Genomic DNA, 13,901 nt, shown 5'->3' with positions numbered 1-13,901 from the left:
GCCCGGCCCTCTCTTTTGCGCTAGGTTCTTCTCAAGTTGAGATGTTCTCTGAGTGAGAGTGATCGAGCGTGAACGAGCAGGATTTCCTGGCCGCCTACGACCCGGGCGCCTACCCGGCGGTTGCGGTCACCGTCGACATCGTCGCCCTGACCATCCGCGACGGGGTGCTGCACCTGCTGCTGATCCGCCGCGGCGAACAGCCCTACGCCGGCCACTGGGCGCTTCCCGGCGGTTTCGTCCGGCCGGACGAGGACCTCTCCTCAGCCGCCCGGCGGGAGCTGGCCGAGGAGACCGGTCTCGACGGCGAGCCCCTGCGCCGCGTCCATGTCGAGCAACTGGCCTCCTACGGCGCGCCCGAGCGCGACCCCCGGATGCGGGTCGTCTCGATCGCTCATCTCGCCTTCGCCCCCGACCTGCCGGACGCGACCGCCGGCACCGACGCCGCCGAGGCGGCCTGGGTGCCGGTCGCCGACCTGACCAACCGCCAGCTCGCCTTCGACCACGGCCAGATCGTCTCCGACGGGCTGGAACGCGCCCGCTCCAAGCTGGAATACACCCCGCTGGCCACCCGATTCCTGGCACCCGAGTTCACCATCGGGGAGCTACGGGCCGTCTACGAGACCGTCTGGGGGCATCAGCTGCACGCCGGCAACTTCCACCGCAAGGTGCTCTCGGTGCCGGGTTTCGTGGAGAGCACCGGGGCCAGCACCGAGCGCGGCGGCAGTCGGGGCGGTCCCCGGTCCCGGCTCTACCGCGCCGGGGACGCCCGGCTGCTGCACCCCGCGCTGCTGCGCCCGGCGCGCGAGGAGGAGGTGCGATGACCACCGACGAGGCGATCCGCCTGGTCACCATCGCCCGCGACGACGACGAGTTGTTCGGCGTCGACGCGCCGGAGCGGCGCTATCGGGAACTCGTCGGCGCCCTGCACCCCGACCGGCTGGGTTGGGTGGGCCCGGGCATCCGAGCCGCCGCCGTCGACGCCTTCCACCGGGTCACCGACCGCTGGCGGGCCCGGCGGGTGACCGTGCTACGCGGTTACCGGTGCGGTCGGCCCGCGTACTCCGGAGACCTCGCCGACCTGTACGACGTCGGCGCGGACCGGCTGCTCAAGCTGCCCCGCGACGCGGCCGACAACGATCTGATGGTCCGCGAGCAGCGTGCCCTGCGCACGCTCGCCGAGCGGGCGGACCCGCGCTGGCTGCCGTACGTGCCCCGGCTGGTCGACAACTTCACCCACCGTGACGCCGAGACCGGGGCGGAACGCCGGATCACCGTGCTCGGCACCGCGCCTGGCCTGCACAGCCTGGTCGAGGTGAAGCGTGCCTATCCGGACGGGCTGGACGCCCGTGACGTGGCGTGGATGTGGCGGCGGCTCCTGGTCGCCCTCGGCCTGGCCCACCGGGTGGGCGTGGTGCACGGCGCGGTGCTGCCGTCGCACGTGCTCATCGACCCCGACGCCCACGGCCTGGTGCTGGTCGACTGGTGCTTCTCCACCGAGCCGGGCGGCATCATGCCGGCGATGGTGCCCGATCACGAGGACTGGTACCCACCGGAGGTCTTCGACCGTGGCCCGTGCGGGCCCGGCACCGACATCTTCATGGCCACCCGCTGCATGACCTGGCTGATGAGCCGTCAGGCCCCGCGCCAACTGCTCGACTTCGCCCAGGGATGTCGGCAGCGGTTCCTGAAGTTCCGTCCCGACGACGCCTGGCAACTGCTGCGCGAACTCGACGAGGTGCTGCACCGGCTCTACGGTCCGCGCACCTTCCGCCCCTTCACCCTCAACCCCTAAGGAGGCTGCCATGGGCAGCGGAGCATGGTCCACCGATGTGTACGACGCCGCCGACCGGTACCGCCGGGCCACCGGCACCAGCGCCTTCTCCTACAGCGACAGCGGGGCGCGGGTGGTGCACCCGGCGCTGGACCCGCGTGGCGTGGTCCGCGAGAGCCGGGACAGCGCCGAGCACCCGCACTCCACCCCGGTCGCGGTCCTCTTCGACGTGACCGGCTCGATGGGGCATGTGCCCCGCGTGCTGCAGGCCAAGCTGCCGCAACTGCTGGGGCTGCTGCTGCGGCAGGGGTACGCCCGCGACCCGCAGATCATGTTCGGTGCGATCGGTGACGCCACCTGCGACCGGGTGCCGCTGCAGGTGGGGCAGTTCGAATCCGACAACCGGATGGACGACGACCTCGGCCGGATCGTGCTGGAGGGCGGCGGTGGCGGCCAGATGCGGGAGTCGTACGAGCTGGCGCTGTATTTCATGGCTCGGCACACGGTCACCGACAGCTGGGAGAAGCGTGGTCGACGCGGCTACCTGTTCGTCATCGGCGACGAGTTGGCGTACCCGCAGGTGAAGTCCGCCGAGGTGGCCCGGCTCATCACCGACGACCTGCGCGAGGACGTGCCGTTGCGGCAGATCGTCGACGAGGTCACCCGCCGGTGGGACACCTACTACCTGCTGCCCAGCGGCAGCCACTACTCGGGCAACCGCAAGGTTCTCGACTTCTGGCGCGGTCTGCTCGGCCAGCAGGCGCTGGAGTTGGACGACCTGGGCGCGGTCTGCGAAACCATCGCGCTCACCATCGGTCTCGGTGAGCAGGCCATCGACCTCGATCAGGGCCTGCAGGATCTGGACCGGGCGGGCTCGGCCGCCACCGGCACCGTCTCGAAGGCGCTCGCCCGGTTGACCGGGCGGTCACGGGCCGAGGTATCGCAGCTACCGGCCAACCGGACCACCGGACGCGGAGTCGTACGGCTGTGAACCTTGACGCGGTCCGGCAGCACGTGATCGTGGTGGACCTCGGGTACGGCGACGCGGGGAAGGGCACGGTCGTGGACTGGCTCTGCGCCACCCGGCCGGTACGAACGGTGGTGCGGTTCAACGGGGGTGCGCAGGCGGCACACAACGTCGTGCTGCGCGACGGCCGGCACCACACGTTCGCCCAGTTCGGGGCCAGCACCTTCCACCCCGGCGTCCGGACCCACCTGTCCCGGCACGTGGTGGTGGACCCGCTGGCGCTGGCCGTGGAGGCGGACCACCTCGCCGCTGTCGGGGTACCCGACGCGCTCGACCGGCTGACCGTGGACGGGGAGGCCCTGCTGGCCACCCCGTACCACCGGGCCGCGAACCGGGCCCGGGAGCTGGCCCGTGGAGCCGACCGGCACGGTTCCTGCGGGCTGGGGGTGGGCGAGGCCGTCGCGTACGGCCTCGCCCACCCCGACCAGGCGCCCCGGGTTGCGGACTGCCGCAGCCCGGAGGTGCTGCGCCGCCGGCTGACCGCGCTGCGCGACCGGCTCAGCGCCGAACTCGGTCCGCTGGACGCCCCGCCGGTCGCCGACTGTCTACCCGCGTACCGGGCCTTCGCGGAACGGGTGGAAATCGTCGAGCGGAGCTGGCTCGCCCGGGAGCTCAGGGCCGGGACGTGCGTGTTCGAGGGCGCGCAGGGAGTGCTGCTGGACGAGTGGCACGGCTTCCACCCGTACACGACGTGGAGCACCACCACCTTCGCCAACGCGGAAGGGCTGCTGGCCGAGGCCGGACTGGCGGGATCAGCGACCCGGCTCGGCGTGCTGCGGACGGTCACCACCCGACATGGGCCGGGTCCGCTCGTCACCGAGGACCCGACGCTGCCGCTGGCCGACCCGCACAACCCGACGAACCCGTGGCAGGGTCGATTCCGGTTCGGCCACTTCGATGCTGTCGCCCACGCGTACGCCCTGGCGGTGGCCGGTGGGGTCGACGGCCTCGCGCTGACCCACCTGGATCTCGTCGGTCAGGGTCTCGACCTGCGGATCTGCCACCGCTACACCGACCTGGACCGGTTGGTGCCGGGCCCGCCCGGCGACCTCGACCGGCAGGCACGACTCACCGAACGCCTGCTCCAAACCCGCCCGGTGTACGACGAACCGCCGCCGGTCGACTGGCCCACAGCGGTCGAGCAGGCCCTCGCCACCCCAGTGGTACTCACCTCCCACGGCCCCACCACTGCCGACAAGGAAGGGCACCTTGTTAACGCCTGGTGTAGAGGAAGGGCCCCCTTTTAACAGGCCGTGCCGTGAACATGGGTCCATGGAGACCGCGCTCGAGCTGCTCCGGCAGATCCTCACCTCACCGTGGGTGTATCTGCTGATCTTCGGGCTCACCGCCGTCGATGTGATCTTTCCACTGGTACCGGCCGAGGCGGCAGTCATCACGGTCGCCGTGCTCGCCACCGGAGGCCAGCCGAACCTGGTGCTGGTGATCGTGGTGGCCTTGCTCGGCGCCGCCGTCGGCGACCACGTCTCGTACGCGATCGGACGCGCTGGCGGCGCGCGACGGCTGGCCTGCTTCCCGGCGGACAGCCGCCGTCGGGCCGGGTCGGAGTGGGCCCGGCGGGCCGTGGACCGGCGCGGCGGCATGATTCTCACCGCCGCCCGTTTCGTTCCCGGTGGCCGGACGGCGGTGACCCTGACCATGGGTGCCGTCCGCTACCCGCTGCGGCCGTTTCTCCTCTTCGACGTGATCGCCGCCGGCCTGTGGGCGCTGTACTGCGTCCTGCTCGGCCTCTTCGGTGGGCTGGCCTTCGAGCGCGACCCGCTGCGCGGCATCCTCACCGGCCTTGGCCTCTCGCTAGCGGTGACCTTGCTGGTGGAACTGGCCCGCTGGCTGCGGCACCGCGCCCAACGTCGAGCGGGTGCGGATTAGTTAACAGGGGACCCTTGCTCTACCGGAGGCGTTAACAAGGTGCCCTTCCTTACGGCTCGGGCGGGTGCCAGGTGATGCCGAGCAGCAGTTGCGCCGCACCGAGCCAGGCGACGTTCATCATCCGCGTGGCGGTCTTCTCCGGGTCGGCCTCCGGATGATCGGCCAGCCAGTCGGCCAGTGACTCGCTCGCGCCGACCAAGGCGTACGCGACTACCTCAAGCTCGGTGCCGGCCACCTCGCGCCCTTCGGCGCGCAAGGCGTGGTCGAGCATCCCGGCGACCACCTCCACCAGCCGCGCCCGCATCGCGGTCAGCTCACGCGCGAACGGCTGCTCGGCCCGGGCCTGCCGGTAGAGCACCGCCCAGCCGTCCCGGTGCGCGCCGACGAAGCCGAAGAACGCCCGCAGCCCGCGCCAGAGTCGCTCGTCGGCCGGCAGGTCGGGGGCGGCGGCGCCCGCGATGGCCTCCATCATCCGGGTGCTCTCCCGGTGCAGGCAGGCCACGAAGAGTTCTTCCTTGGTACCCAGGTAGGCGTACACCATGGGTTTGGAGATGCCGGCCACCTCGGCGATCTCGTCCATGCTGGCGCCGTGGTATCCGCGTCTGGAGAAGACCCGTACCGCGGAGTCGAGCATCTGTTGCTCCCGTACGGCACGCGGGAGGCGCTTGAAGGCGGGACCGGTGGACACCTTGCGAGCATACCTACCCATGCGTAAGGTTACGCGCGAGTAGCCATTGTCCGAGAGGTGCTTTCCCATGACTGACTTCGACCCGGCCAACTTCGCCAACGTCGGCCCGAAGGAGTTCGCCCAGCTCGTCAAGAACACGCCGGAGAGCAAGCTGGCCGAGGTGATGTCCGGCGACCTGCGCGGCAAGATTCTCGGCGAGGTCTTCGGGCGGATGCCGCAGTTGTTCCGCGCCGACCGGGCCGGCTCCACCAACGCGGTCATCCACTGGAACATCACCGGCGCCCCCGACGGTGGCACCGACACCTACGAGGTGGTCATCGCCGACGGTGCCTGCACCGTCAACGAGACCCCGCAGCACGACCCCCGGCTGAGCCTGACCCTGGGCCCGGTCGAGTTCCTGAAGGTCGTCTCCGGCGGCGCCAACCCGGTCATGATGTTCATGACCGGCAAGCTCAAGGCCAAGGGTGACCTGGGCCTGGCCGCCAACATCGCGAACCTCTTCGACATCCCCAAGGCCTGAGATGGTCGAGTTCTCGCTCGACCTGAACGAGGAACAGCGGGATCTGCGTGACTGGGTGCACGGCTTCGCCCGCGAGGTCGTGCGCCCGGCCGCGGCCGAGTGGGACGCCCGCGAGGAGACGCCCTGGCCAGTCATCCAGGAGGCGGCGAAGGTCGGGCTCTACGGCTTCGAGTTCCTGGCCACCTGCTGGGCCGACCCGACCGGGCTGTCCCTGCCGATCGCCAGCGAGGAGCTGTTCTGGGGCGACGCCGGCATCGGGTTGAGCATCTTCGGCACCTCCCTGGCGGTCGCCGCCATCTACGGCGCAGGCACCCCGGACCAGCTCGTCGAATGGGTGCCGCAGTGCTTCGGCGACGTCGACTCGCCGGCCGTCGCCGCGTTCTGCTCCTCCGAGCCGGAGGCCGGTTCGGATGTCGCCGCCATGCGTACCCGGGCGACCTACGACGAAGCCACCGACGAGTGGGTGCTGCGCGGGCAGAAGGCGTACGCGACCAACGGCGGGATCGCGGGCGTACACGTGGTGACCGCCTCGGTCGAACCAGACCTGGGCTCACGGGGACAGGCCGCCTTCGTGGTGCCGCCGGGCACCAACGGGCTCAGCGCCACCCGCAAGCTGCGCAAGCTCGGCCTGCGCGCCTCCCACACGGCCGACGTCTTTCTCGACGACGTCCGGGTGCCGGGCCGGTGCCTACTCGGCGGCAAGGAGGCGCTGGACGAACGTCTGGCCCGCGCCCGCTCCGGGCAACGCGCCTCGGGTCAGGCCGCCATGCGTACGTTCGAGCTGTCCCGACCCACCGTCGGCGCGCAGGCGCTCGGCGTGGCCCGGGCCGCCTACGAGTACGCCCTGGAGTACGCGAAGGAGCGGGTCCAGTTCGGTCGACCGATCATCACGAACCAGGCTGTCGCCTTCACGCTTGCCGACATGAGGATGGAAATCGACGCCGCCCGTCTGCTGGTCTGGCGGGCCTCCTGGATGGGCCGCAACAACCGGCCGTTCACCGCCGGTGAGGGCTCGATGTCCAAGCTCAAGGCCGGCGAGGTGGCCGTCTCGGTGACCGAGAAGGCGGTCCAGTTGCTCGGTGGTGCCGGTTTCCTCCGGGACCACCCGGTCGAGCGCTGGTACCGCGATGCCAAGATCTACACCATCTTCGAGGGCACCTCGGAGATCCAGCGGTTGGTCATCTCCCGGGCGATCTCCGGGATGCAGATCCGCTGATCGCCAGGAGGTACGCGGCATGGACCTGCCGTTCATCGTCACCACGCTGACTCGGCGGGGCCTGCTCGCCCCGGGCCGCCCGATCCGCGTCGCATCCCAGCTCAACGCGTTGCGGAAGTGGGGCTGGAGCCTCGCCGGTGAACTACGTCAGGCGGCGGCCCGGGACCCGGACCGGGTCGCGCTCATCGACGACCGGGGCACCGAGCTGACGTACGCCGAACTGCTCGACCGGTCCACCCGGCTCGCCCGCGCGTTGCGCGCCGGACTCGGCGTCCAGCCCGGCGACCGGGTCGCCGTACTCTGCCGCAACCATCCGGGGCTGATCGAGACCGTCGTCGCCGCGACGCTGCTGGGCGCCGACGCCGTGCTGGTCAACACCGGGCTCTCCCCGGCGCAGTTGGCGACCGTGGCGCAGGAGCAGCGGCTGCGGGTCCTGGTCCACGATGACGAGTTCACCGAACTGACCCTCGGGCTGCCGGCGGAGCTGCACCGCCTCGACGAGCAGGCCCGGGAGGCACTGATCGCCACCGCCCTCCCCGGCGAACTCGACCCGCCCGAGCGGGACGGCCGGATCATCGTGCTGACCTCCGGCACCACCGGTGCGCCGAAGGGTGCCCGCCGGCCCACCCCGAACGGGTTCGGCCCGCTGGTCTCCATCATCGACCGGATCCCGCTGCACGTACGGGACCGGGTGTTGATCGCCGCGCCGATCTTCCACACCTGGGGGTACGCCGCCCTGCAGGTCTGTTTCGCCCTGCGGGCCACCATCGTGCTGCACCGTCGTTTCGACCCGGCCGCCACACTGGACGACCTGGTGCGGCACCGCTGCCAGGCACTGTTCGCGGTGCCGGTGATGCTGCAACGACTGATGGAGATGCCGGCGCCGGAGCCCCGGCCGCCGCTGAAGGTGGTCGCCGTGAGTGGCTCGGCGCTGCCCGGTGGCCTGCCGGCGGCGTTCATGGACACCTACGGTGACGTGCTCTACAACCTGTACGGCTCGACCGAGGCGTCCTGGGCGTCCATCGCCACCCCGGCCGACCTGCGCCAGGCGCCCACCACCGCCGGGCGGCCACCACACGGCACCCGGCTGGAGATCCGCGACGACGAGGGCAAACCGGTCACCGCCGGTCGGGTCGGTCGGATCCTGGTCGGCAACGAGATGCTCTTCGAGGGCTACACCTCGGGTGCCGACCGGGAGCGCCATGACGGCCTGCTCGACACCGGCGACCTGGGTCGGATCAACCCCGACGGGCTGCTCTTCGTCGACGGGCGGGCGGACGACATGATCGTCTCCGGAGGTGAGAACGTCTTCCCCGCCGAGGTGGAGCAGCTGCTCACCCAGCTCCCCCAGGTACGCGAGGCCGCCGTCATCGGCGTACCGGACCCTGACTACGGCCAGCGCCTCGCCGCCTTCGTCGGCCTCCATCCCGGCGAGCGACTCGACGCCGAGGCGGTCCGCGAGTACGTCCGACGCTATCTCGCCCGGTTCTCCGTGCCCCGCGACGTCGTCTTCGTCAAGTACCTGCCCCGCAACGCCACCGGCAAGGTGCTCACCCGCGAACTGCGCCGTTACATCGTCGGCTGAGCCCGTACCGCGCTGGTTGCAGGCGGCCGGGACGACTACCGCGACGGGTGGAACCGAAGATCAAACCTGTACCGGATGATTCGCCACGCCGCCGTCCCTAGCGTGTCAGTCGGTGCCTTGCCTGCCCGGTGTCGCATGGGGGGTCACCGGGGGAGGGCAGGGCGCCGACATCTGTCACATCGAGGAAGGTATGTGCGTGTCGACGGGGAGCTGGCTGGGCACCAAGACCGGTGGGGCGCGGTTGTCGAGGCGGGGGATGCTGGTCGCGGGCGGGCTGCTGCTCGCCGGTTGCGGTGGCCGCGAGCGTCCCTCCATCGAGAGCAAGGACGCCGGAAGCGCCAGGGACAAGAACAAGCGCCGGCTGAGGGAGATCCTCGACCGGCAGACTAAGGCCGTGAAGGAAAAGGACGAGAAGGCGTACGTCGCCGACCTGGACAGCTCCAACACCGAACTGGTCGAACACGAGCGGATGGTCTTCGCGAACCTGTGCCAGTTCGAGTTCGCCGAGTTCGGCTACAACACCCAGCGGGCCATCCCGTACGGCGATCACACCTTCGGGCCGGTGTTCCGGATCACCCAGTTGACCGCCGACGAGAGCCCGGTAGGCGCGACACCGGCGGAGACCTTCCGGTACCGGCTCGCGCCGAAGGACGGCCGGCTGGTGATCGCCGAGATCACGCCGGCCACCATCGAGACCCAGAACGACTCGATGCTCAACGGTCCGCTGGCCCACGAGGCATGGAACATGACCCCGCTGCGGGTGGTGCAGGCCGCGAAGGACGTCTGGTTGGTCGGCGACAAGAGCGTGCCGGATCTTGAAAAGTACGCCTCGGCCGCCGCCGCCGAGGCGGCAAACGTGGGGAAACTGTGGGGTGGTCGGGCGCGCTTCCCCGGCAACGTCATGTATCTGACGCGCGACGACGACAACTACCGCGCATGGTTCAGCCTCGGCAGCTCTTCCACCTTCCTGCCCGAGATCAGCGGTTTTCAGTCATCCCGAATAGGCGTCCGGAAGAACGGTCAGGTCTACACGGAACAGCGCGCCGGCGCCGCCACGCTGATCAATCTGAAGAACATCCGGGACTACTACGCGGGTGAAGACCCCCGGGTGACGATGCATCACGAACTGGCTCACTCCGTGACCGCCCAGACAAGAGCCACCACCTCCATCATCTCGGACCTGGGCGCCCCCACCTGGGCGGTCGAGGGCTTCGCCACCTGGGCGACCGGTGTGCGGTGGCCGTCGGAGGCGAGCAGATACCGCAGGCAGCTACGAGCCGAACTGGGGTCGTTCAGGGGCCTGCCGTCCTCGAAAGACTTCTACGGCGCGAAGCGCAGCTTGAACTACCTGTTGGGCTGGTCGATCTTCGCCTACATCGCGCAGATCAAGGGGCGGGACGCGGCCGTCGAGTTCTATGCCCAGGTCATCCCCCTCAATGACACGCTGGAGCCGTTCGTGGAGCTACCGATCTTCGACGGCATCTGCGAACGGACGCTCGGCACCTCGGCGGGCGCCTTCCTCGAGGGGTGGAAGCGTTTCGTGCGCAGGGGGGCAGGGGCATGACCGGTCCCACCGCCTCGCCACCCGGTGGCACCACACCGTCCGACCCGCCACCCGGTTCGCCGGCTGGCGTCCCCGCGCCGACGCGGGTACGGAGTTGGCGTCGTGTGCTCATGGTCGCGGCGATCGTCGGTCTGGTCGGCGCACTGGTCGCCGGACTCGGCGCCTACCTGCCGACCAGCCGGTATCAGGCCACCGCGACGACCGTGCCCTGCCGCCGGGTCGTCTGTATCCCGGTCCTCAAGGCCAGTGCCGTGATTGACGCGCTGAAGGCCAAGGGACACCCCTGTGAGCAGGAGCGGGACGAGTACTGGAAATGCGAACTGATGGTCGGCACCCTCACCTTCGAGACCACCATCGAGGAGGTCGAGGGGTTGATCTCCGACGTGAGCATGCTGGTCGTACGCCCGCCTGACGAGGAGCCGACGGAGGCGGTCATGGACTACCTGCTGTGGCTCGCGGCACTGCCCTACACCGCCGACGAGGCGCTGACCGAGGAGATCCACAACTGGGTGGTCGATCGGGTCGAGGCCAACGAGGACGCCGAAGCGGAGATCGGCGGCTATAACTACTACGTCGTCACGAGCAATCCGGGGTCCATCCGCCTCCGGGTCATCGGAGCGCTGCGATGAACCAACATCCGCCCGTGCACTACTCACCCGACGGCAGACACTGGTGGGACGGCACCACCTGGCGTCCGGTCGCCCCCGGTATTCCGGCTCCGCCCGTGCCATCGGCCGCCGGCCCGTCCACTCAGTCTGTTCAGCCCGCAATGCCGGTGCCGCCGGTCCCACCTGGGCCGCCGATCGCACCTGGACCGCCGGTCCCACCGGTGCCGCCGGTCGCTCCTGGGCCGCCGGTCCTACCTGTGCCGCAGGTCCCAACTGAACCGCCGGTCCTACCTGGGCCGCCGGTCCCGCCTCCTCCGCCGGTTCCGCCCGCGATGCGGGTTCCCGGGCCGCCGATGCCGGTTCGGGCTCCGGTCCGGTCCACCGGCCCGAGCAGAGCGGTGACCGTGCTGGTGACCGTCGCCGCGCTGCTGGTCGGCATGCTCGGTGGTGGCGTCGCCGGGGCGCTGGCTGGCACAGTCACCGGCACACCGCCGGGCAGCAGTGAGCCGCCGCCGGTGCCCGAGAACTTCCCCGAGGGAGACGACCGTTACCTCCCGGGCGTCACCGTCACGCTGGTCGCGAAGCGGTGGCTGGAGCAGGCGAACTCGTGGACCTGCGCGCCGGAACCGGAACCCGACCTGAAACGCGGCAAGTACGAGACCCGGTGCGAGGCACCGGGCGCGGACGGCTCTGTCTACGTCGTCATCAATCATGACGACGACGCGAAGGTGACGGGCATCTGGGTCGCCTGCCGCTACCGCGCCGGCTCGCGGATGTGCCGCACCCTCTTCCAGAGCTTCGCCGACACACTCCTGCAGTCGCAGCGAGAGTTGATCAAGCCGGCCGCCGACTGGGCGAAGAAGAACGTCGACCGGGACAGCTCAGCCGTCTACGGTGGCATCCGGATGGAGATCTCCCTGTCGCCGCACGAGATGCGGGCCGCCCCGTGGGTGTGAGGGTCCGGCCGATCGGATCGTCCGCCGCGTCAGTCCGATCGATGCCCGGGTGTCACCAGACCGGTCTCGTACGCGAGGACGACGGCCTGCGCCCGGCTCGTCAGGTCGAGCTTGCCCATGGCCCGGTTCAGATGGGTCTTCACGGTGGCCTCGGAGATGACGAGGTGGCCGGCGATCTCGGTATTCGACATGCCGCGACCCACCATCTGAAGCACCTCGCGTTCGCGCGCGGTCAGTGCGTGCAACTCGCGCCGCGGCTCGGGCACCGGCCCGGATCCGGGCAGCGACCGGGTCACGTACGCCTCGACCAGGCGCCGCAGGATGCTCGGCGCGAACAGCATGGTCCCGGCCGCGACCGTGGCCACCGCGTCGAGCAACCGCTCCGGTGGCGTGTCCTTCAGCAGGAAGCCGGAGGCTCCGGCGCGCAGCGCGTCGTAGACGTACTCGTCCAGGTCGAACGTGGTCAGGATAAGCACCTTCGGAGCCGGCCCGGCCGCCGAGGCGACGATCCGTTCGGTGGCGGCGATGCCGCCCATCCCCGGCATCCGTACGTCCATCAGGACGACATCGGGTGTGGTCCGCGCGGCCAGCCGGATCGCCTCCTCACCGCTGTCGGCCTCGCCCACCACGACGATGCCGGGCGCTGCCCGCAGCAGCGCGGCGAGCCCGCTGCGGATGAGGACCTGGTCGTCCACCACGAGCACCCGAGTCATCCGCTCATTGTGGACGACGGCGACTGACCGGAACCGCCCGCGGTGCTCACCGCCGGGCGGCGTGCGACTCCGGCGACGGAGGCGGCGGGGACGTGGGCAGGGTCAACCGCACGGTGAAGCCGTGTTCGTCCTGCTCGACCCGGACCGTGCCCCCGTACTGCCGGGCGCGCTCGACCATCCCGATCAGGCCGCGGCCTCCGCCGGTCCCGGCCGGGCGCGGCAACCGGCGGGACCGGTGTCGGGGCCCCTCGTCGGCGACGGTGGCGACGAACTGGTCCGGCTGGTGGTCGAGCGTGACGGTGGTCGCGCCACCCGAGTGGTTCAGCACGTTCGTCAGGGCCTCCTGAAGGAACCGGAACGCGCACAGGTCGGGACCGGGAGGTAGGTCGCGAGGGACGCCGGTCACCACGGTCCGGACCGGCACGCCGGCGGCTCGGATCCGGGAGAGCAGGTCGTCGACGCGCGCCAGCCCCGGCGCGGGCTGCTCCGGCGTGGGCGAATCGGTGATCTCGGGCTGGCCCGGCCGCAGGACGCCCAGCATGCCGCGCATCTCGGTGAGGGCCTCGCCGACGGTGTCCCGCACGGTACGCAGCGCCGAGCGCGCGGCCGGCGGATCGGTGCTCAGGACATACCAGGCGAGTCCCGCCTGGACCGATACCACCGACAGATGATGGGCGACGACGTCGTGCAGGTCACGGGCGATCCGCAACCGCTCGTCGCTGACCGCCCGCCGCGCCAGTTCCTGCCGGTCGCGGCGCAACTCCTCGGTCAGCGCCGCGAGTTGCTGGCCGCGCTCGTTGAGCCGCCGGGCGGCGCTGCCCAGGTAACACACCACCGCCGGCCACACCAGACTCTGCGTGAGGGCGGCGAGGAGGGAGCCCTGCCGGTCGAGCAGGCCACCGTACAACCAGACCAGAGCGGGCACCGACGCGGAGGCGACGGTCGGGCCGGCCGGCCGGGCGGCGGCGACGGTGTAGAGGGCCAGGAGGGCACCGGAGCTGTTCACCACCGGGTGGTATCCGAGGGTGATGTACCCCGCCCAGATGGCGCAGAAGAGCAGCAGCACCGTCACGGGTGCCCGGCGTCGGCCCACCAGCGTCAGGGTCGCCAGGCAGGTCAGCGCCCACGCCGGGCCGTCGAAGTCGCGGTACAGCCCGGTCGAGTCGCCGACGCCGATACCGAGACTCACCGCGCCGGTGGCCGCCGCGAGCGCGCCGTCGAGCAGCCACGGACGCCGTCCGCTGAACCGTCGCATCCGCTCGTACGCGGTCGACCACCACCCGCCGGCCGGCGACGGATGCTGTGGTCCACCCTCCACCAGGTCGTCCGGGAACCCGTCGTGGCCCTGCCGCATCCGGGCACGGTA

The 13,901-nt window shown here is 70.8% G+C and carries 14 protein-coding genes; 11 read left to right on the top strand and 3 right to left on the bottom strand.

Going from position 1 to position 13,901, the window contains the following annotated elements; all coding sequences use genetic code 11:
• The first annotated feature begins 68 nt into the window (after window positions 1-68).
• Genes Vlu01_RS14565 through Vlu01_RS14545 form a run of 5 tightly spaced genes read left to right on the top strand, consistent with a single transcriptional unit; the run spans window position 69 to window position 4,685 of the window.
• Window positions 69-821: an NUDIX hydrolase gene (locus Vlu01_RS14565; RefSeq protein ID WP_239095893.1), complete on the top strand. Its 753-nt coding sequence runs from the start codon at window positions 69-71 to the stop codon at window positions 819-821.
• Window positions 818-1,792 carry a protein kinase family protein gene (locus tag Vlu01_RS14560; RefSeq protein WP_203999068.1) on the top strand — a complete coding sequence of 325 codons (975 nt, stop codon included), beginning with the start codon at window positions 818-820 and terminating at the stop codon, window positions 1,790-1,792. Before Vlu01_RS14565 ends, Vlu01_RS14560 begins: the two co-directional genes overlap by 4 nt.
• 10 nt (window positions 1,793-1,802) lie before the next feature.
• Window positions 1,803-2,762 (top strand): hypothetical protein, encoded by a 960-nt coding sequence (locus tag Vlu01_RS14555; protein ID WP_203999065.1) that lies wholly within the window; start codon window positions 1,803-1,805, stop codon window positions 2,760-2,762.
• Window positions 2,759-4,045: an adenylosuccinate synthetase gene (locus tag Vlu01_RS14550; RefSeq protein WP_239095892.1), complete on the top strand. Its 1,287-nt coding sequence runs from the start codon at window positions 2,759-2,761 to the stop codon at window positions 4,043-4,045. The genes Vlu01_RS14555 and Vlu01_RS14550 overlap by 4 nt, the downstream gene beginning before the upstream one ends.
• Before the next feature lie 25 nt (window positions 4,046-4,070).
• Window positions 4,071-4,685 carry a DedA family protein gene (locus Vlu01_RS14545; protein ID WP_203999062.1) on the top strand — a complete coding sequence of 205 codons (615 nt, stop codon included), beginning with the start codon at window positions 4,071-4,073 and terminating at the stop codon, window positions 4,683-4,685.
• Window positions 4,686-4,734: 49 nt separating this feature from the next.
• Here the strand turns inward: Vlu01_RS14545 and Vlu01_RS14540 are convergent, their stop codons facing one another.
• Window positions 4,735-5,373: a TetR/AcrR family transcriptional regulator gene (locus tag Vlu01_RS14540; protein WP_203999060.1), complete on the bottom strand. Its 639-nt coding sequence runs from the start codon at window positions 5,371-5,373 to the stop codon at window positions 4,735-4,737.
• 67 nt (window positions 5,374-5,440) lie between these two features.
• Between Vlu01_RS14540 and Vlu01_RS14535 the strand changes: the two genes are divergently transcribed.
• The 6 genes from Vlu01_RS14535 to Vlu01_RS14510 all read left to right on the top strand — a co-directional run bounded on the left by Vlu01_RS14535 (window position 5,441) and on the right by Vlu01_RS14510 (window position 11,822).
• Window positions 5,441-5,893: an SCP2 sterol-binding domain-containing protein gene (locus tag Vlu01_RS14535; RefSeq protein WP_203999058.1), complete on the top strand. Its 453-nt coding sequence runs from the start codon at window positions 5,441-5,443 to the stop codon at window positions 5,891-5,893.
• 1 nt (window position 5,894) lies between these two features.
• Window positions 5,895-7,109 carry an acyl-CoA dehydrogenase family protein gene (locus Vlu01_RS14530; protein WP_203999056.1) on the top strand — a complete coding sequence of 405 codons (1,215 nt, stop codon included), beginning with the start codon at window positions 5,895-5,897 and terminating at the stop codon, window positions 7,107-7,109.
• Between the two features lie 19 nt (window positions 7,110-7,128).
• The gene (locus Vlu01_RS14525) at window positions 7,129-8,694 is read left to right on the top strand and encodes an AMP-binding protein (protein ID WP_203999054.1); all 1,566 of its coding nucleotides are present in this window, start codon (window positions 7,129-7,131) and stop codon (window positions 8,692-8,694) included.
• A 196-nt stretch (window positions 8,695-8,890) separates the two neighbouring features.
• Window positions 8,891-10,258, top strand: coding sequence for a hypothetical protein (locus Vlu01_RS14520; protein ID WP_203999052.1), 1,368 nt, complete (start codon window positions 8,891-8,893; stop codon window positions 10,256-10,258).
• Window positions 10,255-10,887, top strand: a complete 633-nt coding sequence (locus tag Vlu01_RS14515) for a hypothetical protein (protein WP_203999050.1) — start codon at window positions 10,255-10,257, stop codon at window positions 10,885-10,887. Before Vlu01_RS14520 ends, Vlu01_RS14515 begins: the two co-directional genes overlap by 4 nt.
• A gap of 377 nt (window positions 10,888-11,264) precedes the next feature.
• Window positions 11,265-11,822 carry a hypothetical protein gene (locus tag Vlu01_RS14510; protein WP_203999048.1) on the top strand — a complete coding sequence of 186 codons (558 nt, stop codon included), beginning with the start codon at window positions 11,265-11,267 and terminating at the stop codon, window positions 11,820-11,822.
• 29 nt (window positions 11,823-11,851) lie between these two features.
• Here the strand turns inward: Vlu01_RS14510 and Vlu01_RS14505 are convergent, their stop codons facing one another.
• Together Vlu01_RS14505 and Vlu01_RS14500 are read right to left on the bottom strand one after the other, a co-directional pair.
• Window positions 11,852-12,535 carry a response regulator gene (locus Vlu01_RS14505; RefSeq protein ID WP_203999045.1) on the bottom strand — a complete coding sequence of 228 codons (684 nt, stop codon included), beginning with the start codon at window positions 12,533-12,535 and terminating at the stop codon, window positions 11,852-11,854.
• 46 nt (window positions 12,536-12,581) lie between these two features.
• Window positions 12,582-13,889, bottom strand: coding sequence for a sensor histidine kinase (locus tag Vlu01_RS14500; protein WP_203999043.1), 1,308 nt, complete (start codon window positions 13,887-13,889; stop codon window positions 12,582-12,584).
• Window positions 13,890-13,901 lie beyond the last annotated feature (12 nt).

The organism is Micromonospora lutea (assembly GCF_016863535.1).
In the GTDB taxonomy this organism is placed as follows: Bacteria; Actinomycetota; Actinomycetes; order Mycobacteriales; family Micromonosporaceae; genus Micromonospora; species Micromonospora lutea.
The sequence above is the reverse complement of the archived record's forward strand: the minus strand, read 5'-3'. Positions and strand labels throughout refer to the sequence as shown.

What these genes read in the sequence shown, in the direction of transcription:
- Vlu01_RS14560 (WP_203999068.1), top strand. Translation starts at nt 818, where the DNA reads ATGACCACCGACGAGGCGATCCGCCTGGTCACCATCGCCCGCGACGAC.
- Vlu01_RS14555 (WP_203999065.1), top strand. Translation starts at nt 1,803, where the DNA reads ATGGGCAGCGGAGCATGGTCCACCGATGTGTACGACGCCGCCGACCGG.
- Vlu01_RS14545 (WP_203999062.1), top strand. Translation starts at nt 4,071, where the DNA reads ATGGAGACCGCGCTCGAGCTGCTCCGGCAGATCCTCACCTCACCGTGG.
- Vlu01_RS14535 (WP_203999058.1), top strand. Translation starts at nt 5,441, where the DNA reads ATGACTGACTTCGACCCGGCCAACTTCGCCAACGTCGGCCCGAAGGAG.
- Vlu01_RS14530 (WP_203999056.1), top strand. Translation starts at nt 5,895, where the DNA reads ATGGTCGAGTTCTCGCTCGACCTGAACGAGGAACAGCGGGATCTGCGT.
- Vlu01_RS14525 (WP_203999054.1), top strand. Translation starts at nt 7,129, where the DNA reads ATGGACCTGCCGTTCATCGTCACCACGCTGACTCGGCGGGGCCTGCTC.
- Vlu01_RS14515 (WP_203999050.1), top strand. Translation starts at nt 10,255, where the DNA reads ATGACCGGTCCCACCGCCTCGCCACCCGGTGGCACCACACCGTCCGAC.
- Vlu01_RS14505 (WP_203999045.1), bottom strand. Translation starts at nt 12,535, where the DNA reads ATGACTCGGGTGCTCGTGGTGGACGACCAGGTCCTCATCCGCAGCGGG.
- Vlu01_RS14500 (WP_203999043.1), bottom strand. Translation starts at nt 13,889, where the DNA reads ATGCGGCAGGGCCACGACGGGTTCCCGGACGACCTGGTGGAGGGTGGA.